The organism is Actinoplanes sp. HUAS TT8 (genome assembly GCF_051380535.1).
GTDB lineage: Bacteria > Actinomycetota > Actinomycetes > Mycobacteriales > Micromonosporaceae > Actinoplanes.
Map to the genome: position 1 here is coordinate 11215109 of NZ_CP195646.1, position 26030 is coordinate 11241138.

22 protein-coding genes and 1 pseudogene are annotated in these 26030 nt (G+C 70.3%); 14 read left to right on the forward strand and 9 right to left on the reverse strand.

Going from position 1 to position 26030, the window contains the following annotated elements; genetic code table 11:
• Positions 1 to 18 precede the first annotated feature (18 nt).
• Positions 19 to 663, forward strand: a complete 645-nt coding sequence (locus ACSHV8_RS50045; protein WP_436527539.1) for an NAD-dependent epimerase/dehydratase family protein — start codon at positions 19 to 21, stop codon at positions 661 to 663.
• A gap of 222 nt (positions 664 to 885) precedes the next feature.
• On the opposite strand, the pseudogene ACSHV8_RS50050 reads toward ACSHV8_RS50045, so the two are convergent.
• Positions 886 to 1644: pseudogene (locus ACSHV8_RS50050) on the reverse strand (EamA family transporter); the annotation flags it as partial.
• A 92-nt stretch (positions 1645 to 1736) separates the two neighbouring features.
• Here ACSHV8_RS50050 and ACSHV8_RS50055 point away from each other — a divergent pair.
• The 3 genes from ACSHV8_RS50055 (at position 1737) to ACSHV8_RS50065 (ending at position 4218) form a co-directional block, all read left to right on the forward strand.
• Positions 1737 to 2225 carry a MarR family winged helix-turn-helix transcriptional regulator gene (locus ACSHV8_RS50055; protein ID WP_436527540.1) on the forward strand — a complete coding sequence of 163 codons (489 nt, stop codon included), beginning with the start codon at positions 1737 to 1739 and terminating at the stop codon, positions 2223 to 2225.
• 62 nt (positions 2226 to 2287) lie between these two features.
• On the forward strand, positions 2288 to 3610 hold the full coding sequence (locus ACSHV8_RS50060; RefSeq protein WP_436527541.1) for an AAA family ATPase: 1323 nt from the start codon (positions 2288 to 2290) through the stop codon (positions 3608 to 3610).
• A gap of 26 nt (positions 3611 to 3636) precedes the next feature.
• On the forward strand, positions 3637 to 4218 hold the full coding sequence (locus ACSHV8_RS50065; protein WP_436527542.1) for an RloB family protein: 582 nt from the start codon (positions 3637 to 3639) through the stop codon (positions 4216 to 4218).
• Positions 4219 to 4227: 9 nt separating this feature from the next.
• Here the strand turns inward: ACSHV8_RS50065 and ACSHV8_RS50070 are convergent, their stop codons facing one another.
• Positions 4228 to 5175, reverse strand: coding sequence for a glutathione S-transferase family protein (locus ACSHV8_RS50070; RefSeq protein ID WP_436527543.1), 948 nt, complete (start codon positions 5173 to 5175; stop codon positions 4228 to 4230).
• A gap of 39 nt (positions 5176 to 5214) precedes the next feature.
• On the opposite strand from ACSHV8_RS50070, the gene ACSHV8_RS50075 reads away from it, so the two are divergent.
• The 5 genes from ACSHV8_RS50075 to ACSHV8_RS50095 all read left to right on the forward strand — a co-directional run bounded on the left by ACSHV8_RS50075 (position 5215) and on the right by ACSHV8_RS50095 (position 10453).
• Positions 5215 to 5847 carry a TMEM175 family protein gene (locus ACSHV8_RS50075; RefSeq protein WP_436527544.1) on the forward strand — a complete coding sequence of 211 codons (633 nt, stop codon included), beginning with the start codon at positions 5215 to 5217 and terminating at the stop codon, positions 5845 to 5847.
• An 11-nt stretch (positions 5848 to 5858) separates the two neighbouring features.
• Positions 5859 to 7064, forward strand: a complete 1206-nt coding sequence (locus tag ACSHV8_RS50080) for an exonuclease domain-containing protein (protein WP_436527545.1) — start codon at positions 5859 to 5861, stop codon at positions 7062 to 7064.
• Between the two features lie 821 nt (positions 7065 to 7885).
• On the forward strand, positions 7886 to 8581 hold the full coding sequence (locus ACSHV8_RS50085) for a response regulator transcription factor (RefSeq protein ID WP_436527546.1): 696 nt from the start codon (positions 7886 to 7888) through the stop codon (positions 8579 to 8581).
• Positions 8574 to 9929, forward strand: a complete 1356-nt coding sequence (locus ACSHV8_RS50090) for a sensor histidine kinase (RefSeq protein WP_436527547.1) — start codon at positions 8574 to 8576, stop codon at positions 9927 to 9929. The genes ACSHV8_RS50085 and ACSHV8_RS50090 overlap by 8 nt, the downstream gene beginning before the upstream one ends.
• Positions 9930 to 9964: 35 nt before the next feature.
• Positions 9965 to 10453 (forward strand): hypothetical protein, encoded by a 489-nt coding sequence (locus ACSHV8_RS50095; protein ID WP_436527548.1) that lies wholly within the window; start codon positions 9965 to 9967, stop codon positions 10451 to 10453.
• 9 nt (positions 10454 to 10462) lie between these two features.
• Here the strand turns inward: ACSHV8_RS50095 and ACSHV8_RS50100 are convergent, their stop codons facing one another.
• Entirely contained in the window at positions 10463 to 11233 is a 771-nt protein-coding gene (locus tag ACSHV8_RS50100; protein ID WP_436527549.1) for a DUF5995 family protein, read from the reverse strand.
• Positions 11234 to 11406: 173 nt separating this feature from the next.
• The gene (locus tag ACSHV8_RS50105; protein ID WP_436527550.1) at positions 11407 to 14214 is read right to left on the reverse strand and encodes a helix-turn-helix transcriptional regulator; all 2808 of its coding nucleotides are present in this window, start codon (positions 14212 to 14214) and stop codon (positions 11407 to 11409) included.
• Positions 14215 to 14390: 176 nt separating this feature from the next.
• On the opposite strand from ACSHV8_RS50105, the gene ACSHV8_RS50110 reads away from it, so the two are divergent.
• The 3 genes from ACSHV8_RS50110 to ACSHV8_RS50120 all read left to right on the forward strand — a co-directional run bounded on the left by ACSHV8_RS50110 (position 14391) and on the right by ACSHV8_RS50120 (position 19736).
• Positions 14391 to 15011, forward strand: coding sequence for an adenylate/guanylate cyclase domain-containing protein (locus tag ACSHV8_RS50110; RefSeq protein WP_436527551.1), 621 nt, complete (start codon positions 14391 to 14393; stop codon positions 15009 to 15011).
• Positions 15012 to 15147: 136 nt separating this feature from the next.
• A complete protein-coding gene (locus tag ACSHV8_RS50115) occupies positions 15148 to 17202 on the forward strand; it encodes a DNA gyrase/topoisomerase IV subunit B (RefSeq protein ID WP_436527552.1) in 2055 nt (684 codons plus the stop codon).
• A 14-nt stretch (positions 17203 to 17216) separates the two neighbouring features.
• On the forward strand, positions 17217 to 19736 hold the full coding sequence (locus tag ACSHV8_RS50120; RefSeq protein WP_436527553.1) for a DNA gyrase/topoisomerase IV subunit A: 2520 nt from the start codon (positions 17217 to 17219) through the stop codon (positions 19734 to 19736).
• A gap of 343 nt (positions 19737 to 20079) precedes the next feature.
• Here ACSHV8_RS50120 and ACSHV8_RS50125 read toward each other — a convergent pair whose 3' ends face one another.
• Positions 20080 to 20523 carry a MarR family winged helix-turn-helix transcriptional regulator gene (locus tag ACSHV8_RS50125; protein WP_436527554.1) on the reverse strand — a complete coding sequence of 148 codons (444 nt, stop codon included), beginning with the start codon at positions 20521 to 20523 and terminating at the stop codon, positions 20080 to 20082.
• Positions 20524 to 20663: 140 nt separating this feature from the next.
• On the opposite strand from ACSHV8_RS50125, the gene ACSHV8_RS50130 reads away from it, so the two are divergent.
• Positions 20664 to 20966, forward strand: a complete 303-nt coding sequence (locus tag ACSHV8_RS50130; protein WP_436527555.1) for a cupin domain-containing protein — start codon at positions 20664 to 20666, stop codon at positions 20964 to 20966.
• Here ACSHV8_RS50130 and ACSHV8_RS50135 read toward each other — a convergent pair.
• Both ACSHV8_RS50135 and ACSHV8_RS50140 read right to left on the reverse strand, forming a co-directional pair.
• Entirely contained in the window at positions 20944 to 21921 is a 978-nt protein-coding gene (locus ACSHV8_RS50135; RefSeq protein WP_436527556.1) for an aldo/keto reductase, read from the reverse strand. The two genes, ACSHV8_RS50130 and ACSHV8_RS50135, sit on opposite strands and share 23 nt — an antisense overlap.
• A gap of 85 nt (positions 21922 to 22006) precedes the next feature.
• Positions 22007 to 22207, reverse strand: coding sequence for a hypothetical protein (locus ACSHV8_RS50140; protein ID WP_436527557.1), 201 nt, complete (start codon positions 22205 to 22207; stop codon positions 22007 to 22009).
• A gap of 87 nt (positions 22208 to 22294) precedes the next feature.
• Between ACSHV8_RS50140 and ACSHV8_RS50145 the strand changes: the two genes are divergently transcribed.
• Complete coding sequence (locus ACSHV8_RS50145) at positions 22295 to 23812, forward strand: diguanylate cyclase (RefSeq protein WP_436537332.1); 1518 nt, start codon at positions 22295 to 22297, stop codon at positions 23810 to 23812.
• A gap of 48 nt (positions 23813 to 23860) precedes the next feature.
• Here the strand turns inward: ACSHV8_RS50145 and ACSHV8_RS50150 are convergent, their stop codons facing one another.
• Both ACSHV8_RS50150 and ACSHV8_RS50155 read right to left on the reverse strand, forming a co-directional pair.
• Positions 23861 to 24685: a class I SAM-dependent methyltransferase gene (locus ACSHV8_RS50150; protein ID WP_436527558.1), complete on the reverse strand. Its 825-nt coding sequence runs from the start codon at positions 24683 to 24685 to the stop codon at positions 23861 to 23863.
• Positions 24682 to 25998 carry a GH1 family beta-glucosidase gene (locus ACSHV8_RS50155; protein ID WP_436527559.1) on the reverse strand — a complete coding sequence of 439 codons (1317 nt, stop codon included), beginning with the start codon at positions 25996 to 25998 and terminating at the stop codon, positions 24682 to 24684. Before ACSHV8_RS50155 ends, ACSHV8_RS50150 begins: the two co-directional genes overlap by 4 nt.
• Positions 25999 to 26030 lie beyond the last annotated feature (32 nt).

Consider the following 26030-nt stretch of genomic DNA (forward strand, 5'->3'; position numbering starts at 1 on the left):
GGGGCAGGAGGTGCGGGCATGCGGGTGATCATGTTCGGAGCGACCGGGATGGTCGGGCAGGGTGTGTTGCGGGAGTGCCTGCTCGCCCCCGACGTGACCGAGGTGCTGGTGGTGACCAGGTCACCGACCGGCGTGCGGCATCCGAGGCTGCGCGAGCTGACGATCGCCGACTTCGCCGACCTGGGCCCGGTCAAGAACGAGTTGGCCGGCTACGACGCCTGTTTCTACTGCCTGGGTGTTTCCGCGGTCGGGCTCGACGAGGCCGCCTACACGCGCGTCTCCTACGACTTCCCGATCGCCGCCGCCCGCACGCTGGCCGACCTCAGCCCGGAGATGACCTTCGTCTACGTCTCCGGTGCCGGCACCGGTGCGGGCAGCCGCCAGATGTGGGCCCGGGTCAAGGCCCGCACCGAGGATGAGGTGCTGTCGCTCTTCCACAACGGTTACGCGTTCCGTCCCGGCTTCATCCAGCCGACGCACGGCGCCCGTTCCAAGACCGGTTGGTACAACGCCGTCTACACCGTCACGGCTCCGCTGCTGCCGCTGCTCAGACGGGTCGCGCCCGGTCAGGTGACCGCCACCGACGCGATCGGCCGCGCGATGCTCCGCGCCGCCCGCACCGGTTTCCCCCGCCACATCGTGACGAGTGAGGAGATGCGCTGACACCCCGACCCGAGCCGCATCAGCGTGCGGACGCCCCGGCCCACCGATCTGAACTGCGTCAGCCTGCGGGCGCACCGGCGGGCCCATCCGAGCCGCGTCGGCGTGCGGGCGCGGCGATCGGCCGATCCGAGTCGCGCGGAGGCGGAGGTTCGGCGACTGGCCGAGGAGCACCGCGCCGAACGCCACCACCATCCCGCTGACCTGCACCGGGGTCAGGGACTGCCCGAGCGCCGCCCATCCGATCACCGTTGCCGTCACCGGCGAGAGGAGGCTCAGCAGCGACACCCGCGCGGCCGGCAACCGGTCCAGCCCGCGGAACCACAACGTGTAGGCGAGTGCCGTCCCGATCAGCGACAGATATCCGTACCCAATAAGGTTTTTGCTGGTCAATGACGCCGGAAAGCCCTCGCCGAGCCACATGATCGGGATCAGCACGATCCCGCCGGCGGTGAGCTGCCATCCGGTCGCGGTCAGGAGCGAGACTCCCGGCCGCCCCCACCGTTTGGTCAGCACGAGTCCGACGGCCATCGATCCGGCCCCGGCCAGCCCGGCGGCGATCCCGATCGGGTCGAGGCGGGCGGCCGCGGTCAGCACGGCCAGGGCGACGCCGACGGCGCCGATCAAACCCGCGATCACGGTACGGAGGGAGACCCGTTCCGCCAGCAGCAGCCCCGACAGCCCGGCCACCAGCAGTGGCTGCACCGCCCCGAGCACGGCCGCCATCCCGCCGGGCAGCCGGTACGCGCTGACGAACAGCAGCGCGAAGAAGAACCCGATGTTGAGCGCCCCGAGCACCGCGGACCGCCACCACCACGCGCCGCGCGGCAGTTTCCGCGTCATCGCGAGCAGCAGCAATCCGGCCGGCAGCGCCCGCAGCACCCCGCTGAGCAGGGGTCGCCCGGGCGGCAGGAGTTCGGTGGTGATCGCGTAGGTGGTGCCCCAGACGGCCGGGGTGAGCGCCGTGACCAGCAGGACTCGCATCGCAACTCCCTCGACGTAAAGTATCTCGACATCAAGATAACTCGCGTCGAGAAGTTCGTCATCAAGAAACTTGAGTGCGTGACAATGTCGGCATGATCGAACGTGACGGCGTCGACCGGATCCTGGCCCAGTGGGCCACCGAGCGCCCCGACCTGCAGACCACCGCGATGGGCGTCTTCGGCCGCATCCAGCGCATCGCCCGGATCGCCGGCGACACCCAGGAGCGGGCCTACGCGACGTACGGCATCGGCCGCCCCGAATTCGACGTCCTCGCCACCCTGCGCCGGTCCGGCCCGCCCTACCAACTCTCGCCGGGCGCCCTGGCCGCGTCGATGATGCTCAGCACCGGCGGCACCACCGCCCGCCTCGACCGCCTGGAGAAAGCCGGCCTGGTCGCCCGTTCACCCGACCCGTCCGACCGCCGCGCGATCCTGGTCCACCTCACCGACCAGGGCCGCACCGTCGCCGACCAGGCGGTGACGGCCGGCCTGGCCGAACAGCAACGCCTGCTGGCCCACCTCTCCCCAACCCAGCAGTCCCAACTCGACGACCTTTTGAGGGCACTTCTAAGAGGTATCTGAGACCTATTTGACTGGCAAATTTGTGGCGATGCTGCAAAAATTCGATTGTGACAGAGGGTTTGGTGAGTTCTGGCGCGTCGGTGCTGTTAGCGTTCCGTGCTGAGAACGTCCGCTCCTTCCCCGATCGGTTCGAGCTGAGCCTGCTCGCCACGGCTCTGGCGAAAAAAGAAGACGTGCGCCAGGTGGCGTGGCGACAGGGCGGCCAAGCGATCGGGGTCCTGCCCGCAGCCGGCATCTTCGGGACGAACGCGTCGGGCAAGAGCAACGTCCTGCGGGCGATGAACGACATGCGGGCACATGTGCTGCATTCGTTCCGGTCCGGCAATCCGACCGGTGGCATCGCCCGGCGCCCCTACCTGTTGGACTCGGCCCACCGCGCGTCGCCCACCCGGTTCGAGATCGATCTCGTCCTGCACGGGGTCCGCCATGAGTACGGGTTCGTGCTCGACGATTCTCGGATCATCGAGGAATGGGCCTATCGCTCGCCGCACGGTCGTCCTGCAATGCTCTTCCACCGGCGGCTGGACGATGTCGAGCTGGGAGCCGTCGAGCGTGCGAAGGGACGTGCCGTCCTCGAACTGCTCCGACCCAACGCACTGTTCCTCTCCACCGCGGCCGCGGCGAACCATGGCACGCTGCTGCCGCTTTACGCGTGGTTCGAGCGGAATCTGTTGCTGGCTGAGGCCGGCAGCCGTCTGTTCCGTCAGTCGCTCACCACACAGCTGATGGAGGATGCGTCGACGCGTGAGCGCGTGCTCGACCTGCTCCGGGCCGCTGACCTGGGGATCACCGGCGTGCGGCGGGTCGAGCCGGACCCGGCGACCAAGGAACGGATGCAGCGTGCCCTGCACATCATCCTCGGCCGGGAAGAGGAGCCGGGCAGCCCGCCGGATACGGACATCTCCTCATTCGGCCTCGCGATGACGCACAGCGGCGCCGATACCGAGGCCGAGCTGGATGTGAACGACGAGTCGCTCGGCACCATGGTGTGGTTCGGGCTGGTCGGGCCGGTCATCACCGCGCTGTCCACTGGCGCGGTACTTCTGGCCGACGAGTTGGACTCCAGCCTGCACCCCGCGCTGGTCGCCCAACTGGTCCGTTTGTTTCATGATCAGCGGAGCAACCCACGCCGAGCCCAGCTCATCTTCAACTCCCATGACGCCGCGCTGCTCGGCGACGCCGGCGCCGAATCGGTGCTCGGCCGTGACCAGATCTGGTTCACCGAGAAGTCCGAGGGCGCCTCGCGCCTCTACCCGCTGTCGGACCTGGCGCCCCGGAAAGACGAGGCGATCGGCAAACGATACCTGGCCGGCCGTTATGGAGCTGTTCCGATCCTGTCCCACGGCCAGTTCGTCGCGGCTGTGGGCAACTCGGTCGACGAATGAGCCGCGGAGGTGCGCCGTCTCGTCGGGTGACGTCGGCGGCGCAACGACCTGAGATCCTGGTCTTCGTCGAGGGGCTGGAGACCGAGGAGCGGTATCTGACGTATTGGGCCCGACTCCATCGTCATCGTGTGCTGGTGCGGATCGATCCGTTCCGCCGCACCCCACTCTCCCTCGTCGAGCACGCGGTCACCGCCGTCCAACGCAGCACTCGCGAGGCCAAGCGAGGAAAGGGAAAAGGGTACGACGAGGTCTGGTGCGTCTTCGACGTCGACGAGCACCCTCATCTGGAGACAGCGAAGACGCTGGCCGGTCAGCACGGCATTCGACTGGCGATCTCGAATCCCTGTCTGGAACTGTGGTTTCTGCTGCACTTCACCGACCGATCGGCCTATCTGGATCGGCACGCCGCGCAAAGTCTCGCGCAGGGGCATCTGAAGTGCGGAAAGACGCTTTCGGAAACGGCGTTGGAGCTCATGGCGGCCCGCCACGAGGACGCCGTCCGGCGTGCTGTGCGTCTGGACGAGAAGCACGCGGGTGACGGGTCGCCGGCGGGCGCCAATCCCAGTTCGGGCATCTGGCCGCTGGTGAATCGGATACGCGGCGTTTGACGGTGGCGGCTACTCCGGGGGAGTGCCGTCGCCGAAGGGGTGGCCGCCCAGGGACTCGCGGCCGTGGGGCGTGAGCCAGCCGGTCGGGTCCGGGCCGACCGGGACGATGCCGGTCGGGTTGATCGTGCGGTGGACCACGTAGTAGTGCTCCTTGATCTGACCGAAGTCGATGGTGTCCCCGAACCCCGGCGTCTGGAACAGGTCGCGGGCGTAGGCCCAGAGCACCGGCATCTCGCTCAGCTTGGACCGGTTGCATTTGAAGTGCCCGTGATACACCGCGTCGAAGCGGGCCAGAGTGGTGAAAAGACGTACGTCGGCCTCGGTTATGGAATCACCGACGAGATAGCGCCGGTCGGCCAATCGGGCCGACAGCCAGTCCAGGCGGTCGAACAGGCGTTGATAGGCCTTCTCGTAGGCGTCCTGCGACGACGCGAATCCGGCGCGGTAGACGCCGTTGTTGACGTCCTTGAAGACGACCTCGTTGACCTCGTCGATCTCCGCGCGCAGCGACTCCGGGTACAGCTGCGGGGCGCCCGGACGATGGAAGGCGGCCCATTCCAGCGACAGATCGATGGTGATCTGCGCGAAATCGTTGGTCACCACCGCCCCGCTGGACACGTCCACGATCGCGGGCACGGTGATTCCCTTCTCGTACGTCGGAAATCGTTTGAAGAATGCCTCCTGCAAACGCTCGATGCCGAGGACGGGGTCGCGCCCGCCCGGGTCGAGGTCGAAGGTCCAGCTCCGCTCGTCGTGGGTCGGCCCGGCGACGCCCATCGACAGCACGTCCTCGAGGCCGAGCAGCCGGCGCACGATGATCGCCCGGTTGGCCCAGGGGCAGGCCCGGCTCACGACCAGGCGATAGCGACCGGGTTCGACCGGGTAGCCGTCGCGGCCGTCCGCGGTGATGCGCGTGGCGATGTAACGCTGGTCACGGGTGTACTCGCCGGAGCTCATACCGACAATCGTGCATCGGGAAACTTGATAATGTCGCGCATGACCGAACCGGAAGAACCGGCCACTTCCCCGGAACGCCTCGTGCTGTTCACGGACGCGGTGGCCGCGATCGCGATCACCCTGCTCATCCTGCCGCTGCTGGAAACGCTGGCGGACATCGAGCCGGACGTGACGCTGCCCGAGCTGATCCACGAGAACCTGCCCGGGCTGGCCGCGTTCCTGCTGGGATTCGCCGTGATCTTCCGATTCTGGTGGGGGCACCACCGTGTGTTCGGGCACGTCTCGCGGCTGCGGCCGACGATCGTCTACTGGAGCGGGTTGTGGACGCTGGCGATCGTGATGCTGCCGATCCAGACCGCGCTGATCACCCACTTCGACACGTCCAGCGGCACCGTGGCGCTGTACTGCGGAAACCTTGTGCTGGCCAGCGGTTCCCTGGCCGTCCTGTCGATCTACGTCTACCGCCATCCGGAGCTGTGTGCCGGGCGCACGCCGCTCCCGCGGGACGAGGTGATCAGCAATCTGGCGGTCGTCGTGGCACTGCTGCTCGCCCTGGTGATCGGCACGGTGTTCCCGCGGGTCAACTTCTGGGCGTTGTTCCTGATGTTCCTCAGCGGGCCGGTGCACCGTCTGATCCGGACCCGCTGGCGCGGCAAGCAGCCCGTCGCCTAGTTTTCTTTTTCATGTACGCCGTTGTCGACCTGCAGACCACCGGCACCAAGACCAGCTGGCACGACCGGATCGTGGAGATCGCGATCGTGCGCCTGGACGAGTCCGGCCGCGTGCTGGACGAGTGGTGCACGCTGGTCAACCCGGACCGTGACCTGGGCCCGCAGGAGCTGCACGGCATCACCGGGGCCGAGGCCCGCCGCGCGCCGGTCTTCGCCGAGCTGGCCGGTCAGGTCGCCGAGCGCCTGTCCGGGCATCTTCTGGTGGCGCACAATCTGCTGTTCGACGCCGGCTTCCTGACCGCCGAGTTCGGCAAGGTGGGCGTCTCGGTGCCGGTCGACGACGACCTCGGTTTGTGCACCATGCGCCTGGCCGGGCATTTCCTGCCGACCGCGTCGCGCAGCCTGAAGGCGTGCCGCTCGGCCGCCGGCCTGGGCCCGCACCGTGAGTACTCGGCGTTGCACGGCGCCCGGGCCGCGGCCGAACTGCTCGCCTACTACCTGGAGCGCGCCGGCGATCCACCGCCCTGGGCCGCCCTGCTCGACGAGGCCCAGCACGCCAAATGGCCGGCGCTGCCGGTGACCGCCGTCGCCCCGGTGCCGCGCCGCCGCCCCGAGGAACGCGAGCCGCACTTCCTGACCCGCCTGGTGGACCGCCTGCCCCGCCAGCTGAACCCGAAGGCCGACGCGTACCTGGCGCTGCTCGACGGCGTCATGCTGGACCGGCACATCTCGGCCAGCGAAGCCGATCAGCTGGTCACCATCGCCGGCAAGCTCGGACTGTCGCGCGCCGACGCCGAACTCCTGCACCACCGCTACCTGTCCGGCCTGGCCGCGGTCGCCCTGGCCGACCAGATCCTCACCCCGGCCGAACGCCTCGACCTCGACGGCGTCGCCGAACTCCTGGGCCTGACCAGCGCCGACGTCGACCGCGCCCTGGCCGGGCCGTCCGCCCAGCCCGCGCAGTGGCAGCTCACCCCCGGCGACCAGATCGTCTTCACCGGCCCGCTGAACCCGCCGCGCGAACACCTCGAGGTCGATGCGCTGACCCACGGCCTGCGCACGGCCCGCAAGGTCACCAAGCAGACCCGGCTGCTCGTCGCCGCCGACCCCGACTCGCTGTCCGGCGTCGCCAAGCTGGCCCGCCAATACGGCATCCCGATCGTCACCACGACGGCCTACAAAACCATGCTCGAAGCCCTCCTGGCCGGCCCCCGCTAAACCCCCGAATTCAATTTCAAATTCCGCTTCCCGTACGGCCCCCGAGCCGCCCGCCCAGCCCTTCGCCCCACCCCTAGCTGGTGCTGACGGCTGCTGCGTGCCCGTTTGACGACCGTGACCACCAGCCGCCCGCCCCCAGCTGGTGCTGACGGCTGCTGCGCGCGCGTTTGACGACCGTGAGCACCAGCTGCTTGGTCTGGGCTGGTGCTGGCGGCTGTTTCGCGCGTGTTTGGTGACCGTGAGTGCCAGCTGGTTGGTCTCGGCTGGTGCTGGCGGCTGTTTCGCGCTCGCTTGACGACCGTGAGTGCCAGCCGGCCTCCCGCGCGCCGGCCCCGGCCGCCAGCTGGGCGTGAAGGGTGTGTCGACAAGGGCGAGGCACTCCAGAAAGCCGGCTGAGGTGTCTCGGCTGGTGATGGAGGGTGTGTGGGGGGTCCTGCGATCGGGAGAAGCCCACGCCGCGCGGCCGGGGAGTCGGGCGGTGGGGGAGGGGGCCGCCCGCGGGGCGGGCGGCCGTGGTGGGGCTTGGTGGGCGAGGCATCCCCCCGTGTGCGACGCCTCGCCCGGCTCGGGGGCCGGGCATTCCGGGCACGCCGCAGCGAACCGGGTGGAATCCACGGCGCGGCCCGCTGCTGGACCTGCGCCTTTATAGCACGTCAGGAGAGCGCTTTCCGATACCAGCCGGGCGACCTGGGAGCGCACCCAGGCTGGTGAGCGTTACCCGCACCGACCGAGAGTGATCAAGTCGCTCGATCAGGGGTTCACCCGACCCGGCGACATCCCTTACGTTGCCCGAACATTCGAGCCCGCCGGCCGGCGGCATGATGTGTGCCGTGACTGACGCGTCGAAGGGGCTCGTGCTGGTCGTCGAGGACGAGCGGCCGATCGCCGACCTGGTCCGGCTCTATCTGACCCGGGAGGGCTTCGGCGTGCACGTCGAGCACGACGGCGCGGCCGGCCTGAGCGCGGCGCGGCGGATGCGCCCGGTCGCCTGCATCCTGGACATCGCCCTGCCCGGTCTGGACGGCACGGAGATCTGCCGCCGGATGCGGGCCGACGGCGACTGGACCCCGGTGATCTTCCTGACCGCCCGGGACGACGAGGTCGACCGCATCCTCGGCCTGGAGCTGGGCGGCGACGACTACGTGACGAAACCGTTCAGTCCGCGTGAGCTGGTCACCCGGGTCAAGGCCCTGCTGCGCCGGGCCGCGGGTCCGCCCGAGACCGATCGCGTACGGACGCTGGGCCCTCTCACCCTCGACCAGAGCCGCCGCGCGGCCTCCGTCCGGGACCAGCCGCTGATTCTCACCGCGACCGAGTTCGACCTGCTGGCGCACCTGCTCGGACGCCCCGGCCGGGTCTTCACCCGGGAGGAGCTGCTCGCCGCGGTCTGGGGCTACGCGTCGCACGCCGGGACCCGTACCGTCGATGTGCATGTCGCCCAGGTCCGCGCGAAGCTGGGTGACGCGGCCGGCCTGATCCGCACGGTCCGCGGCGTCGGGTACACCGCCGATGCGTGACTTCTTCCGCACCCTGACCGGTCGCGCCGTGCTGGTCACGGCCGCCACCGCGGTCGTCTCGGTGATCGTCACCGCGCTGGTCGCCATCCCGGTCGCCGTCCGTTCGGTGAACACGCAGGTCCGCGCCGAGCTGGTGGAGAAGTCGGCGATCACCGTGGAGCTGCTGACCGACGAGCGCCCGGCGGCCCGGGAGAAGATCGCCCAGCGGCTGCGCGCCGACCAGATCGAGATCTATCTGATCCGCCGCGGCGTCCCCGATCACCAGGGCCTGCCGCCGAAGGTGATCGCCCAGGTGACCGGGGGTGGTCTGGTCGACGTGCGGGGGCGGGTCGGCGGCCGGGCCTCGTTCATCGCCGGTCGTCCGCTGCCGGGGGTCGACGCCGGCGTGGTGCTGACCCGTCCGGCCGCGTCCGGCCTGGGCCTGCGGGTGGTCGGCAGTGTCTGGTGGGCGTTGCTGGCCGGTCTGCTCGGCGGGATCCTGGCCGGCGCGTTGCTGGCCCGGTTCGTGACCAAGCCGATCGAGCTGGCCGCCGCGGCGGCCGGGCGACTGGCCGCCGGTGATCGTTCGGTGCGGATCGCCCGTCGTGGTCCGGCCGAGGCGGTCCGTCTCGCCGAGTCGGTGAATCAGCTGGCCGCGGCGTTGCAGACGAGTGAGGGCCGGGAGCGCGACTTCCTCCTGTCGGTTTCCCACGAATTGCGTACGCCGTTGGCCACGATCCGTGGCTACGCCGAAGCGCTGGCCGACGGTGTGGTCGGCGCGGACGGCGCGGAGCAGGCCGGGGCGACCATGCTGGCCGAGGCCGACCGCCTCGACCGGCTCATCTCGGATCTGCTCGTCCTGTCCCGCCTGGAGGCCGCCGACCTGCCGCTGGACGTGGTCACGGTCGACCTGACCGCGTTGGTCCGGGACGCCTGTGTCGCCTGGTCGGCGCGCTGCGCTCCGGACGGCCCGAACCTGACCGTGGAGTTGCCGGACGCCCCGGTCACGGTGGAGACCGACCCGGGCCGGATCCGGCAGGTGCTCGACGGGTTGTGCGAGAACGCGCTGCGCGTCGTCCCGGCCGGTGCGCCGCTGGTCCTGGCCGTGCGGGCCGGGGAGTCGGGCGGGGTGGTCGAGGTCCGTGACGGCGGGCCGGGTTTCACCGACGACGATCTGGCCGTGGCGTTCGAGCGGGGCGCGCTGAACCGTCGTTACCGGGGCATCCGCAAGGTCGGCAGCGGGCTCGGGCTGGCGCTGGCGGCGCGCCTGGTCGGACGGCTGGGCGGCCGGATCGAGGCCGGGCACGCCCCAGAGGGCGGGGCGATGTTCAGCGTCGAGCTTCCTTACCGAACTCGAACAATCGGCTGACGTTCGCCGATCGGGCCGGGCTCACCCTCGTACCCATGAATCGAAGCGGGAAAGCCCTCATCGCCGCCGCGACCTTGACCCTCGCCCTGGCCGGATGCGGCGCAGCCGCGCCGGAATCCCCGGCCCTGGGGGACGTCGCCTCCGAAGCCGTCGCCCTGCAGACCGTGGGATTCACCACCGACGAGTCACCCAGCGCGACGACGCCGGACGGCGTCCGCCCCCGGGTGGTCCGCAAGGTGCTGCGGAGGAACGCGCTTCACGGTGAGATCACGGTGCAGGTCAAGGACGGTACGAAGGTCATCGTGGTGCAGCGCGGGAAGATCACCGCGGTGGACGACAAGAGCCTGACGATCGAGTCGACCGACGGCTTCAAGCTCACCTGGAGTTACGGTGACCCGCTGCGGATCGTGCAGCAGCGCAAGGCGGTCGACCGCACCGCGCTCACCACCGGCGCCGAGGTCGGCGTCGGTGGTGTAAAGAACGGCGACGCGACCGCGGCCCGGCTGATCGTCGTCAAGAAGTAGTCGAAGTAGTCACTGCAGGAAGTCGGCGAACGGCGACAGCAGCAGTTTCCCCAGGCCGGTGGCGGTCCGGTCGAGCCGGCGGCGCTCCGAGTCGAGCGCGATCAGGTCGTGCCGGATCGCCCAGATCTTCTGGGCGTTGCGCCAGGCGACATTCCGCGTGTACTCCACCATCTCGCCCTGCCACCAGTCGTCCAGGTCGCCGTTCATCGTGTCGATGAGCAGCTGCCAGCGGTCCAGGTAGCCCCGGCGCAGGCCGGGGATCTCCTCGGCGAAGATGTCGTTGACCTGCAGGTAGTCGTGGTGCTGGTCGCTGCCGTCGATCGGGTCCGAGCCCAGGTGGTCGAACGTGGTGACCAGCGCGAACGGCAGATCGAAGTTGATGTGCGCGTTGACGCCGGCGACCGCGGACGGCAGCGGGCGCGGATCCGGCCCGGGAATGCGGTGGAACAGGCCGGCCCAGACGCCGGGACAGGCCGGGCTGCCCTCGGTCCAGTAGCGCAGGGCGTCGAAATACCGCGCGGCGAACTCTACGTCCAGCCGGGACAGGAACGCCGGGTCCTTGAACTTGCCCGCATAGAGCCGGTCCAGCACGTTCTCGGTGATGGTCAGGTACAGCTTGTTGAAATCGGCGAGCGGGTTGCCGTTCAACAGCGGGGGTACCTGGCAGAGAACGTCCTGCAGCTGACTGAGCTGGGCGACGACGGCGGGCACGTCGTCCGGGTGCTCCTGCAGGATCGCGGACATCTCGGATTGCACTGGTCCCCAGATCGGCTGGGTCATCGGATCCTCCACGGACTTGCTGATGTGCGGAGGGCCCCCAGCACCGCCCGGCGGCAGATGACCACCGGGCGGTGCTCCCCCGTGCCCACAGCCTTTCACCGCGGTCGCGCGAGGGGATCGGTAGAACTACGTATTCCGCGTACGTATGTCACGGCGAGATAACGATCTCCTGGTCACGCCGCTGTCAGATAAACCCGACTGGCCTGTACGCGGGTACGTACCTGAAGTTTGTCGAAGATGTGCCCGAGGTGCACGCCGACCGTCCGCTCACTGATGAACAGCAGCTCGCCGATCTCCCGGTTGGTCAGGCCCTCGGCGACCGCGGCCAGCACCTCGCGCTCGCGCCCGGTGAGAACGGCCAGCTCATCGCCGGGATCGGGCTCGGGCGCGGCCATCAGCACGGTGGCCGCGTCCACGGCCAGGGAGACCCGGAAACGCTGGGCGACGCCCTTGATCTCGTTGGCCAGCGGGCGGGCGCCCATCGCGACCGCCGTCGCGTACGCCTGGCGGAGCCCGGTCACCGCGGCGGTGCGCCGGGCCCGGCGGCCGAGCGCGACCTCGGCGTGCCGCAGCCGTGAATATGCCGCCGGGTAGGGCTGCTCGCGCCGGTCCCAGATCGCCGCGGCGCGGGCCCACTGCTCCGGGTCCTGCCGGTCCTCGACCCGGCTCAGCTCGGCCGTGCACAGCGCCAGATAGCCGTCGAGCACGGCCCGGACCTCGGGCGCGGCGTTCGCCCCGGCCTCGATCCGGCCGACCACGGTCCGCAGCCGGCGCAGCGCGCCCGGGTCGACCGGGGCGCCGTCGGCGTGCGCCTCGGCCTCGACCCGCAGGCCGTGCCAGGCCAGCACCCCGAGCAGGACCAGGTCGTCCGAACGGGTCTCGGTCAGGCCACGCTGCACCGCGGCCCGCCCGTCGGCGTGCTCCTTCTGCCACATGGCCAGGCCCGACCGCAGGGTGAGCATCGGCAGCACGTGCCGCGCCCCGCCGCCGGCCAGCAGCGTCGCCGCCGCGTCCAGGTCACGGCGGGCGTTGTCGATCTCGCCGAAGCCGACCCAGAGGCGGCTGCGGGCGAGCAGCACCTCCACCGCGTCGGCGCCGGACGGGCGGTGCCGCATGGCCTGCTCCAGCACCGAGTCGGCCTCGGCCCACTGACCGATTCGGAACAGGCCGTTGCCGGCGATGGCCAGGAGCCGGGTCTGATACGTACGGCCGACGCCGCGCGAGGCCAGCCGATCGGCGCCCCGGCGGGCCACCAGCACGCCCTCCTCGATGCTGTTCAGCGGGCCGGTGAGCAGCTCGGCCAGGTGCAGGTAGGCCACGCCCAGGTCGTCCGGGTGGCCGGAGCGCTCGGCGATCTCCACGGCGTGCCGGATGACGGCCAGGCCGGCGTCCGGATCCTCCCGGAAGGCGGCGCTGAAACCCAGCGCGGCACTGGCCCGGACCAGGTCGGCGGTCGAACCGTTGATCGCGGCCAGCTCCAGAGCGTCCCGCGCGTGCTGGTTGGCGTCCGCATACCGCCCCAGGTGCAGGAGCAGCTCGGCCAGGAAGGCGGCGGCGGTGGCGCGCAGCTGGGGCGTGCAGTCGGGGGAGCGCAGGGCCAGCTCGTACTCCTGCTCGGCGATCTCCGACCGGCCGGCCGCGGCCAGGTACCGCGCGCGGCGCAGGTGCAGCTCGCACTCGCTGGGCGCGTCCTTGCGGCCGGCCAGCTCCTCCAGACGGGCCAGGGCGAGCAGATGCTCACCGCAGTGGTGGGCCGACTCGGCCGCGTGCGCCAGCAACTCGGTCCGGTCGGCGGAGTCCTCGCCGGTCAGCCGCAGGGCGAGCGTCCAGTGACGGTGGGCCTCGGCGAAGCCGTACATCCCCTCGGCCGAGCGGGCCGCGGCGACCACCGACGGCAACGCCCGGGCCGGCAGCCCGGCCCGCTGCCAGTGGTGGGCCAGCCGGGCGTGGTCGGCCTCCTCCGGGCAGGCCTCCAGGGCCTCCGCGTACCGCCGGTGCAGGGCGATCGCCTCGGCCGGCAGCACCTCCTGCTCCAGCACCTCGGCGACCAGGCGGTGCCGCAACCGGTAACCCTCGCCGTCGCCGACCACGAACCGGTAGGCCACGGCGGCGCGGATCGCCTCCAGCAGCTCGTCCTCGGGCAGGCGGACCACCCGGGCCAGGACCGCGTGCTCGACCGGCTCGACGCCGGCGGCCAGCGCGTTGACCACGGAGTGCGCGTTCGGCGGGAGCTCGTCGATGCGGGCCAGGAAGATCTCCCGCAGCGTGTCCGAGAGCTCGACCCGGCCGTCGCGCAGATCCCGGGCCAGCTCCTCGACCACGAACGGGTTGCCGCCGCTGCGCTTGTAGACGCGCTCGGCGTCCTCCCCGGCCACGTCGCCGTCGACGATCGCGCCGACCAGCTCGCGGGTCTGCTCCTGGTTCAGCGGCGCCAGGTCGACCACGCGCACCGACCGCAGGCGGCGCAGCTCGGCCAGCACCCGGCGCAGCGGGTGGGTGCCGTGCAGCGCCTCGGCCCGGATCGCCGCGAGCACCGACACGCGCACGTCACCCAGGCCGGCGAGCAGGTAGAGCAGCAGCTGGCGGGTGCTGCGGTCGGCCCACTGCAGATCGTCCAGGACGAGCAGCAGCCGCTGGTCACCGGCGATCGCGCGCAGGTCCCGGGAGACGCGGTCGAGCAGGGCGCCGGCGTCGTCGGCGGGCGTGGCCGAAGCGCTGTCGTGCCGGCGCAGCGCCTGCAGCACCGGGTGCAGCGGGGAGGCGTCGCCGATGTCCAGACAGGTGCCGAAGAGCACGGCGAATCCCGTCCCGCGCAACGCGTCGGCGGTCTCCCGCAGCAGCCGGCTCTTGCCGACCCCGCTCTCTCCGGTCAGGAACACCGCGGCTGTCCCACCGGGACCGACGTTGCGCAGGTTCGACTGAATGTCGGCCAGCGTGCCGGTGCGCCCGACAAGCGGCCCATCGTCCCCCTGGCTGGCCATGTCCGGCAGCCTAATGCGAAAGGACGTACCACGTTGTCGTCGGTTCGGACTGTTCTGCGTCACAAAAATGACGAGTGTTGATGCTGTCAGAGATACGTCGTTCTGCGGATCCGCACGTACGGCCCGGCTGGCACCGTTCTCCCGGTCAACGCAGTGCTCTGGGGGGAGCGTGAGACATGACCACCATCACGATCGACACCATTCAGGAGCGACGCCAGACCGTGACCGTGCTGTTCATCGACATCGTGGGCTTCACCGCCCTGGTGGACCGGCTGGACTGCGCGGAGGTGCGGGCGTTGCAGCGGGACTACTTCTCGGCGGTCGCCGGGGTGGTCCGCGGGTGTGGCGGCATCGTCGAGAAGTACGTCGGTGACGCGGTGATGGCGGTCTTCGGCGCGGGCGAGGACGGCTTCGAGCCGGAGGCAGCCGCCTCGGCCGTGCGCGCGGGCCTGTCGGTCCAGGAGGCGTTGAGGGGGCGTCTCCTGGCCGGCAGGCACCGTGTCCGTACCCGGGTCGGCCTGGCCACCGGCGAGGTGATCGTGGATCCGCTGATGACCTTCGACGGGGGTTACGGGATGATCAGCGGCAGTGTGGTGGCGACCGCGTCCCGGTTGCAGGCCTACGCGCCGCACGACACGGTGGTGGTCTGCTCGGCGACCCGGGAGGTCACCGACGAGCTGATCGCCTATCAGGAGATGCCCCCGGTGTCGGTGCCGGGCAAGTCGTACCCGCTCGACCTGTGGCGTGCGCTACATTCCCAGTCTGCGCGTCCGGCTGGCCTGGTCGGGGCTCGCTAGCTGTTTTTTGTAACCTTTTACCCGAATTTTCGGGCTGACGGGCCATGACCTGGCTCGCCTGGGGCAGAAGTGTCGGAGGGGCCGGGTAGGCTCGCGCCGTTCTGACCACTGATGGGCGACCGGGAGAGCCACACTCGTGACCGCACAGCCAGAGACCTTGTACGGGGCTGACGACCTCACGCACCTGGAAGGGCTGGACGCTGTCCGGAAACGCCCAGGCATGTACATCGGGTCCACCGACAGCCGGGGCATCAACCACCTGGCCAACGAGATCATCGACAACTGCACCGACGAGGGTGTCGGCGGCCACGCCACCCGCATCGCGGTGACCCTGCACAGCGACGGATCGGTGCAGGTCGACGACGACGGCCGGGGCATCCCGACCGACGTGCACGCCAAGTCCGGCCTGAGCGGCGTCGAACTGGTGCTGACCCGGCTGCACGCCGGCGGCAAGTTCGGCGGCTCGGGCTACAAGGCGTCCGGCGGCCTGCACGGCGTCGGCGCCTCGGCCGTGAACGCGCTCTCGCTGCGCTACGACGTCACCGTCAAGCGGGACGGCAAGGTGCACGAGATCTCCTTCCAGCGCGGCGTGCCCGGCGTGTTCGACGGCCCCGGGCCGTCGGCGCCGTTCACCCCGCAGGCCGGCCTGCGGATCGCCCGCCGGATGAAGCGCGGCGAGCCCACCGGCACCTCGACCCGGTACTGGTACGACACGCGGTACTTCGAGACCGGCGCCCGGCTCGACGTCGAGGCGGTGCGGACCAAGCTGCGCAACACCGCGTTCCTCGTCGCCGGCGTGCAGTTCACGCTCTTCGACGCGACCGCCGAGGAGCCGGCCACCGAGACGTTCCACTACCCCAACGGGCTCACCGACATGGTGGAGTTCATGACCCCGGCCTCGGACAAGCCGGTCTCGGGGATCCTGCTGGTCACCGGCGAGGGGACGTACAAGGAGAACGCGGCCGACGCCAACGGCGTCATGCAGTCCAACGTGATCCGCGAGGCCCAGGTGGAGATCGCCTTCCGCTGGGGCACCGGCTACGAGCGGACGGTCGAGTGCTTCACCAACACCATTCGCAACGTGCACGGCGGCACCCACCGCAAGGGCTTCGAGCGGGCCCTGGTCCGGTCCCTGACCGAGGCCATCCGTAACGCCCGCGGCCTGCTCAAACCCAAGGAGGAGCCGCCCGTCCTGGACGATCTGCTGGAGGGCATGACCGCGGTTCTGCACGTACGGGTGCCGGAGCCGCAGTTCACCTCGCAGACCAAGGACGAGCTGTCCACGGCCGGCATCACCCGGGTGATCCAGAGCCTCGTCGAGACGTACGTCAAAGCCTGGATCGACGATCGTCGCACCAAGACCGAGGCTCGCACGGTCCTGCAGAAGGTCGTCGACGCGGCCCGCGTCCGGCTCACCCAGAAGCAGCAGAAGGACGCAGCCCGCCGCAAGACCGCTCTCGAGGGCGCGTCGATGCCGCCCAAGCTGGTCGACTGCCGCACCACCGGGATCGCCCGCAGCGAGCTCTACATCGTCGAGGGTGACAGCGCGCTCGGCACCGCCCGGATGGCCCGCTCGTCGGAGTACCAGGCGCTCCTGCCGATCCGCGGCAAGATCCTCAACGTGCAGAAGGCCAGCATGCAGCAGGTGCTGGACAACGTGGAGTGCTCGGCCATCGTCCAGGTGCTCGGCGCCGGCTCCGGCCGGACCTTCGACATCGGCTCGATGCGGTACGGCCGGGTCATGCTGATGGCCGACGCCGACGTCGACGGCTCCCACATCCGTACGCTGCTGATCACCCTGTTCGCCAAGTACATGCGCCCGGTGATCGAGGACGGCCGGCTCTACGCCGCGATGCCCCCGCTGCACAAGCTGACCACCAAGGGCCGCAACTCGGAGACCTTCTTCACCTACACCCAGCAGGAGATGGAGGCCACCCTCGGCCGGCTGCAGCGGGAGGGCAAGTCGCTGGCCCCGGTGAGCCGGTTCAAGGGTCTCGGCGAGATGGACGCCGACGAGCTGTGGGACACCACGATGAACCCCGCCACCCGGACCGTCCGGCGGATCACGCTGGACGACGCCGAGCGCGCCGAGGCCACCCTCGAGCTGCTGATGGGTGAGCGGGTCGAGCCCCGGAAGAACTGGTTGATCGAGGCTGCCGGCCGGATCGACCAGGAGACGATCGACGCCTGAGAGGTCCGCTACCAATGGCACGCCGCAAAACCGAGAACCGCGTCGACCTTTCCGCGTTCGACCAGGCCGGCGCCAACGTCATCGACAACCCGCTGACCACCGAGGTCGAGGACTCCTACCTGGAGTACGCGTATTCGGTGATCCACTCGCGGGCCCTGCCGGACGCCCGGGACGGCCTCAAGCCGGTCCACCGGCGCATCCTCTGGTCGATGTCCGAGCAGGGGCACCGGCCCGACCGGGCCTACGTGAAGTCGGCCCGCGTCGTCGGCGACGTGATGGGTAAATACCACCCGCACGGCGACGTCGCGATCTACGACGCCCTGGTCCGCCTCGCGCAGGACTTCTCGCTGAACACGCCGCTGATCGACGGCCACGGCAACTTCGGTTCGCCGGACGACGGCCCGGCCGCCGCGCGGTACACCGAGGCCCGGATGTCCCGCGAGGCGATGCTGCTCGTCGGCGAGCTGGGCGAGGGCACGGTCGACTTCAAGCCCACCTACGACGGCTCCGACCTCGAACCCAAGGTGCTGCCCGCCGCCTTCCCGAACCTGCTGGTCAACGGCACGTCCGGGATCGCCGTGGGCATGGCCACCAACATGATCCCGCACAACCTGGGCGAGGTCGTCGCGGCCGCCCGGCACCTGATCACCAACCCCGAGGCCGACCTCGACGAGCTGATGCGCTTCGTTCCCGGGCCGGACCTGCCCACCGGTGGGCAGCTGCTCGGCCTCGACGAGGTCCGGCGGGCGTACGAGACCGGCCGTGGCGTCGTGCGCATCCGTGCCCGCGCGCAGACCGGGCTCCTCGAAGGTGGACGCGGGCGGCAGGCGATCACGGTGACCGAATTGCCGTACGGGATCGGCACCGAAAAAATCATCGAAGCGATCACCGACGAGGTCAAGGGCAAGCTGATCACGTCGGGTCCGAAGCGTGGGCAGCGGCAGGCGGCGCGACTGACCGGCATCGCCGACGTCAAGGACCTCACCGACCGTGAGCACGGCACCCGCCTGGTCATCGAGTGCAAGGTCGGCGTCAACCCGCAGGCCCTGCTGGCCGACCTCTACCGGCTGACCCCGCTGGAGAGCTCGTTCGGCATCAACAACCTGGTCCTGGTCGACGGACACCCGCGCACGCTGGGCCTCAAGGCGCTGCTCGAAGTCTTCGTCCAGCATCGGTACGACGTCGTCACCCGCCGTACCGAATACCGGCGGACCAAGCGTCAGGACCGCCTGCACCTCGTCGACGGCCTGCTCATCGCCCTGATCGACATCGACCGGGTGGTCGCCATCATCCGGGCCAGCGACGACGCCGGGGCGGCCAAGGCCTCCCTGATGAGCGAGTTCGGGCTCAGCGACATCCAGGCGACCTACATCCTGGACACGCCGCTGCGCCGGCTCACCCGCTTCGACCGGATCGAGCTGGAGACCGAACAGGAACGGCTGCGCAACGAGATCGCCGAGCTGAGCCGCATCCTCGACAACGAGGACGTGCTCAAGCAGGTCGTCTCCGACGAACTGGCCGAGGTGACCAGCGAGTTCTCCCGGCGCCGGCAGACCACGCTGATCGACGGCGACCTCAAGGAGGTGCTGGCCGCGTCCGCGCCGGCCGGCCCGCTCGAGGTGGCCGACGACCCGTGCCAGATCATCCTGTCCGCCACCGGGCTGATCGCCCGCACCGCGGCCGAGAGCGAGGAGTCGGCCGAGGCGCGCAAACGCAGCGGACGGGTCAAGCACGACGCGGTCCGCGCGATCATCCACGCCACCGCCCGCGGGCGGATCCTGCTGGTCACCAACCGTGGCCGGGCGTTCAAGACCGACGTGCTGCCGCTGCCGGTGCTGCCCGAGTCGTCCGGCACGGTGTCACTGCGCGGCGGGATGTCGGCGTCCGAACTGGTCCCCCTGGAGAAGGGGGAAAAGGTTGTCGGGCTCGCGCCCCTCACCGCCGGTGACTCCCCGGGCCTCGCGCTCGGCACCCGGCAGGGCGTGGTCAAGGTCTGCGCGCCCGAGTGGCCGGTCCGGTCCGACGAATTCGAGGTGATCACCCTCAAGGAGGGTGACGAGGTCCTGCAGGCGACGTGGCTCGTCGACGGCGCCGAATCGCTGGTGTTCGTCACGTCCGACGCGAGCCTGCTGCGGTTCCCGGCCAAACTGGTCCGGCCGCAAGGACTCAAGGGTGGCGGCATGGCCGGGGTGAACCTCACGGCCGAGGCCTCGGTCATCTCGTTCAACGTGGTGAACACGGCCGACGCGTCCCACGGCGAGCCGATGGTGGTCACATCGACCGGCACCCAGGTGAAGGTGTCACCGTTCGCGTCGTACCCGGCCAAGGGCCGGGCGACCGGAGGGGTACGGGTGCAGCGGTTCCTCAAGGGCGAAACCGAACTGGTCGTGGCCTGGGTCGGGCCGCGGCCGGTCGGCGCCAGTTCCACCGGTGACCCGGTGGAACTGCCCGAGCCGGACGCGCGCCGTGACGGTTCCGGCGCTGCGGTGATCATGGGCCCGCAGCTGATCGGCCACCACATCGAACGCGACTGACCGCCCTGCACCGTTACCGCCCGTCGGGGGATCCTCCCGGCGGGCGGTTCGCATTCCACCCCAGCTGGTGCTGAGTGCTGTCCCCACCCCCGAAAGCAGCCCTCAGCACCAGCCGAAGCCGCCCAGCTGGCGCTGAGTGCTGTGTCCGGCCGCGGGAAGAGCCCTGAGTGCCAGCTGAAGCCGGTCAGCTGGTGCTGGGGGCTGTGTCCGGCCGCGGGAAGAGCCCTCAGTGCCAGCTGAAGCCGGTCAGCTGGTGCTGGGGGCTGGGTTTGGCCTTGGGAAGAGCCCTGAGCGCCAGCTGGCGGCGGTTGGCTGGTGCTGGGGGCTGTGGCGGGCTGGTGGGTTACCAGGTTGGGCGGATTCGGCCGGGGACTGTGAGGTGGGCGAGGGCGGAGCGGACGGTGGCGAGGTGGGCCGGGCCGAGCGCATCGGCCCAGGGGAGAAGTACCTCGGTGGCGGCCTCGTCGGCGGCTCGGGTGCAGGCCCTGCCGCGGTCGGTCAGGGTGAGGAGGCGGGCCCGGGCGTCCGTGGGGTGGGGGCGGCGTTCGACGTAGCCCTTGCGGACCAGTTCGTCGGCCATCTGGCTGGCCGCCTGCTTGGTGACGCCCAGGTGTTCGGCCAGTTCGATGACGGTGGCGCCGTCCGGGGCCAGGCGGACGAAGGCGAAGCCGTGGGCCGGGCGCATGTCGGGGAAACCGCGGGCGCGGACCCGTTCGTTGATGCCCTCGACCAGGGCGGATGCGGCGCCCAGGAGGAGTACCGGCAGGTCCAGGAGATCACGTCGCACAGAAGGAGTTTGACATGGCGGTCAAGTTGCTTGACTATTTGGTCAATCTGCTTGACCAAAGTGAGGGAGGAAAGATGTCGGTTCTTCGGTCAGGGGATGCGGTTTCGCATCGTCTGCACGGTTCGGTCTTTCATTCGTATGTGGCGCCGTCCAGCGGCAGCCAGGAGCTCTGTGCCTGGCGGTTGGAGATCGCCGGCGGGACCGCGGGAGTGCGGCACCGGGTGGGCCGGGAGGAGGTCTTCCTGCTGCTCAGCGGCCGGATCCAGGTCTACCTGGACGGGGTCGTCGAGGAGATGGGGCCGGGGGACGTGCTGCGGGTGCCGGTGGGTGCGGAGTTCGGGATCGAGAGCGACGAGGACGCCGAGGCCTGGGTGACCACCAGCGTCGGGCTGGAGGCCACCCTCCCGGACGGCTCGGTGATCAGTCCGCCCTGGGTTCGCTGAGAAGGGGCGCCAGGGCGGTCCGCAGGGCCCAGATCGCGTCCATCTCGGACGGAGAGAGCGGACCGGCGGCCTCGGCGGCCAGGCATTCGGCCAGTTCGGTGCGGTTCTTCACGCCGAGGACCACGGTGGCGACGCCGGGTACGGACAGGGCCCATCGGTGGGCCAGCGCCGCCGGGGAGGTGCCCCACTCCGAGGCCAGCTTCCGGAACGGTTCGGCGCGGGTGAAGTCGGCGGCGATCGGCGCGGACGGGTCCGTCGTGCGATCGATGCCGCCGGTCAGGGCTCCGGCCGCGACCGCGCGGATGCCCATGACCCGGACGTCGTGGTCGTTCGCGGCGCGGACGATGTCGTCGCTCTGCGGCCGGACGCCCGGGAAGTACCAGTCGGCCTGCAGATCGAGCGCGTTGACGACGACCTGGGCGGCATCCGGGCGGGGGGTGTCGCCGAGGGCGGCGATGACCCGGTCCGGGTGGCCGACCGCGGTGATGCCCCAGGCGCGGATCAGGCCTTCGTCGCGCAGCCGTTCGAATTCGGCCGCGGCTTCGTGATATTCGTCCCAGCCGATGGTCTCGCGGGCCGGGACGGCGGTACGGATCTGGGTGTGCAGCAGGAAGAGGTCGAGGTGGTCGCGGCCGATCCGGTTCAGGCTGGCGGTGAGGCTGCGCCGGATGCGGGTCGCAAAGTTGCGCTCGTCGTCGTCCGGCAGGCCGACCTTCGAGGTGATCATGACGTCCGGTCCGGACGTGCGAAGAGCGTCGCCGGCCACCCGTTCGGCCTCGAAGTCGGTGCCGTAGGCCGGTGCCAGGTCCAGCATCGTGATGCCGGCGTCGAGGGCGGCGTGCACGGTGGCCACCGCCTCGCGCCGGTCGGTCGTGCCCCAGACACCGCCGATGCCGCCGCCGCCCAGGGTGAGTGCGCTGATCTGCCCGAGTCGTCCGAAGTTACGAAGCTCCATGACCAGGACGCTAGGACCTGGAGCGCGCTCCAGCTCAACCCCGAAAATGAAGCCCGAGCCGAAAAGGCCCGGGCTCAAATCCGGATCACTTCGACGGCGGCGGCACCTCGCACTTGATCTTCGGGTTGACCCCGAGCCAGTTCAGCGGGCCGGCCACCGTAGTAACGATCACCGTGCCGGCCTCCGCGCAACTCGTGTCGCCGGTGTCCTTGAAGTAGCCGCGCTGGTAAGACGCGACAAGTCCGAGCAAGAGCCAGATGACGATGATGACAGCGCCTGCGCGCATCGAGAGCCTCCTAAGCCGGGGGGAACCGGGGATGCGCGGCAGATACCCGAACGGGTCAGTTCCCTAAACTGCGAACCCGCCGTGGCGATGGGACGCGACGTGCCGTCACCGCCGCAATCAAGCCTGCTCGCCGAGGTCGAGCGCCTGGTCGTGGACACGTACAGGTCGCACGACGGGCTGGCCGGCCGGGCCGAGGCGTTGATCGTGGCGGCCGAGGCGGCCGGGGATTCGCGCAGCGCCGATCTGACCCGTCTGGTCCGGGCCGAGTTGGACAACCGGAACGGCCGGGTGCCGGAGGCGGTCGCGACGGCCCGGACCCTGCTCGACGCCAGCGACGATCACCTGGTCCGGGCGCATGCGCAGGCGGTCATCGCGGGCGGTCTGTGGCGGATCGGGGACAGCGCGACCGCGGTCCGGCATTCGTTGCGGTCGATGCTCATGTTGCGCCCGGAGGATCCGCCGGCCATCCGCGCCGATCACGCGATCATTCTGGCCGTGCTGGTGAACGACGAGCGGCTGGGTTCGTTCCTGTCCGACGAGTTCGCGGCCGCGCAGGTCGAGGCCGAGGCGTCGGGCGAGGCCACGCTGGAGATCGCAAATCTGAACAACTGGGCGTGGTGCGCCTACGTGGGTGGCGATCTGGTGACGGCCGGGGCGATGGTCGACCGGATGCGGGTTCTGGCGGCGTCGGCGGGTCAGTCGCTGAACTGTTCGTGCGCGGACACGGTGGCCCGGGTGCTGCTGGAGATCGGCCGCCCGGAGGAGGCCGAGCAGGTGATCGTCGACGCGATCGAGAACGCGCCGGCCACGGACTCGGACGCGACTCCGGCCGCGATGTTGACGCTGGCCGAGATCGAGCGCCGGCAGGGCGATTTCGCGGGCGCGGTGCGGACGTTGCAGCGGGTGCGGGAGTTGGCGTCCGAGCGGGACCGGTTGGAGACCGACGCCGAGGCGCTGCGTGCGCTGGCCGCGTGTCACGCCGACGCCGGGGACTTCGAGGCCGCGTACCGGACGATGTGCGAGTTCCACGAGGCGTGGGAGGCGCGGCGCACGCGGCAGAGCGCGGTCGCGGCCCGGTTCGCGCACGCCCAGTTCGCCCTGGAGCAGGCCTGGGACGTGGCCGAGCGCGATCCGCTGACCGGTCTGGGCAACCGCCGCCGCTGTGACGTGGAGTTGACCGACGCGCTGGCCACGGGTGGTCCGGTGGCGGTGGCGCTGCTCGACCTGGACCATTTCAAGCGGGTCAACGACTCGTTCTCGCACGCGGTCGGCGACGAGGTTCTGCGGCAGGTCGCGGTGCTGCTGGGCGCGGTGCCGGGGTTCGCCGGCCGGCACGGTGGCGAGGAGTTCCTGCTGGTCTTCCCGGCCGCCGGTGCGGAGGCGAGCGCCCACTGCGAGGCCCTGCGCGCCGCGATCGCCGGTCACGCCTGGGACGCGATCGCGGCCGGGCTCACGGTCACCACCAGCATCGGCGTGACCGAGATCCGGCCGGGCGAGGATCGCAAGGACGCCCTGCTGCGCGCCGACGACCTGCTCTACCAGGCCAAGCGCTCCGGTCGCGATCAGGTCAAAACCGATCAAGAGCATGTGCGCGTACGGCCATGAGCCACCCCCTTCCACGAGGGCGTGGGGGCGGCCGCTGACGCCGTACGTCTAAATCGGTTTTCGGGCTTGAAGGGTGTAGGTGTGCGGCAGGCGCTCGGGGCGCTCGGCCAGCTGCCATTCCCCGTTGTCGATCTGGCGCATGCGGCCGGGCAGCGCGTTCCACGGCACGCTCCGGTGTTCGACGAGCCCGGTCAGGGTCAGTCCGGAGTTCAGGACGGCGGTGACGATCTCGCTGAGCGCGTGGTTCCATTCGAGCGTGGCCGTGTGCTTGAACTCGTGGTCGGTCGCCACGTAGGTGCCGGGCTCGTCGTAGCGTTGCGGTTCGGCGTGCTCGAAGTACGGCTCGGAGAGCGCGATCACGTCGTCGGTGCGCTCGTATTCGAGGGACCAGAGGATCGGGTGACCCTCGCGGATGAACAGCCGCCCGCCGGGCGCCAGCAGCGACGCCACGGTCGAGGCCCAGCGCGCGATGTCGGGCAGCCAGCCGAGCGCTCCGATGCCGGTGTAGACCAGGTCGAACTCGCCGTCGAGGGCGGCCCGGGCGTCGTAGACGTCGCTCTGCACGAACGGGATGTCGGCGCCGGCGTTCTCCGCGACGATCCGGGCCTGCTTGAGGGATTCGCCGGAGAAGTCCAGTCCGGTCAGTTTCGCGCCGAGCCGGGACAGCGAGACGGTGTCGGTGCCGATGTGGCACTGCAGGTGCACGGCCCGCTGCCCGGCGATGTCGCCGAGCAGCGGGAGGTCGAATCGGACCACGTCGCTGAGGAACTCGGGGTCCTCGGCGAAGCGGGCCACGCGGTAGTCCGGCGATGCGGCGTGGGCGGGCGCGCGCTCGTCCCAGTTGGCGCGGTTGACGGTCAGATATTCGCTCACGCGCCGGAGCGTATGCGGTCCCGGAACCACAGCGCACTCTGTTTAGGCGTGCGCCGCTGGGTCTCGTAATCGACCGCGACCAGGCCGAACCGCCGCCGATAACCTTCCGCCCATTCAAAGTTGTCCATCAAGGACCAGGCAAAATATCCGCGTACGTCGGCACCCCGGGCCCGGGCCGCGAGGGTCGCCTCGACGTGATCGCGAAGGTACGCCGTCCGCTCCTCGTCGGCCACGAACCCGTCCGCGTTGGGCACGTCGTCGTAGACCGCGCCGTTCTCGGTCACGGCCAGCGGCACCCCGTAGTCGTGGTGCAGGCGCAGCAGCAGCGTGGTGAACCGGTCCGGGGTGATCGGCCAGTCCATCGCGGTCTTGGGCACGTCGGGCTGGATCTCCCGGACGATCGGGCGGCCGTGCTCGTCGTGGGTGTTGCCGTGCTCGTCGCGCCCGGCGAAGTCCTGTCCGAAGTAGAAGTTGACGCCGAGGACGTCGGGCCGCTGGTTGATGATCACCAGGTCGCCGTCCTGGATCGGCAGGGTGTGGCCCTGAGCGGCGAGATCGGCCAGGACGTCCTCGGGGTAGTGGCCGTGCACCAGGGGATCGAGGAAGATCCGGGTCACGTTGCCGTCCGCGCGCCGGGCCGCGGCGATGTCCAGCGGGTCGTCGGTGTGGGGCGTTGCCGTGCCGATGTTCAGCGCGATGCCGACCGAGTTGTCCGGCTTCTTCACGACCGAGGCGGCCAGCCCGTGCGCCAGCAGCAGGTGGTGGGTCGTGTCCAGGGCGGCCTGGAGGTCGCGGCGCCCGGGTGCGTGTACCCCGTGCTGATAGCCCAGGTAGGCGGCACACCACGGCTCGTTCAGGGTCTGCCAGTTCTTGACGCGATCCCGCAGACGGTCGGCCACGATGCCGGAGAAGTCGGCGAACCGGTAGGCGGTGTCCCGGTTCGGCCAGCCGCCGGCGTCCTCCAGCTCCTGCGGCAGATCCCAGTGGTAGAGAGTCAGCCACGGCGTGATCCCGTTGCCGAGCAGCTCGTCCACGAGCCGGTCGTAGAAGTCCAGACCGGCCTCGTTGGCCGGCCCGCGCCCGCCCGGCTGTACCCGCGGCCAGGAGACCGAGAACCGGTACGCGTCCACGCCCAGGCTCTTGATCAGGCGCACGTCGTCCGGCATCCGGTGGTAGTGGTCGCAGGCCACGTCGCCGTGCTCGCCGACGACGTCGTGCGCGAACGTGTCCCAGATGGACGGTGTGCGCCCGTCCTCGGCGGCGGCGCCCTCGATCTGGTAGGCCGAGGTGGCGACGCCCCAGGTGAATGTCACGAGATGTCCCCCATGGTGAAAAGAAGAATGGC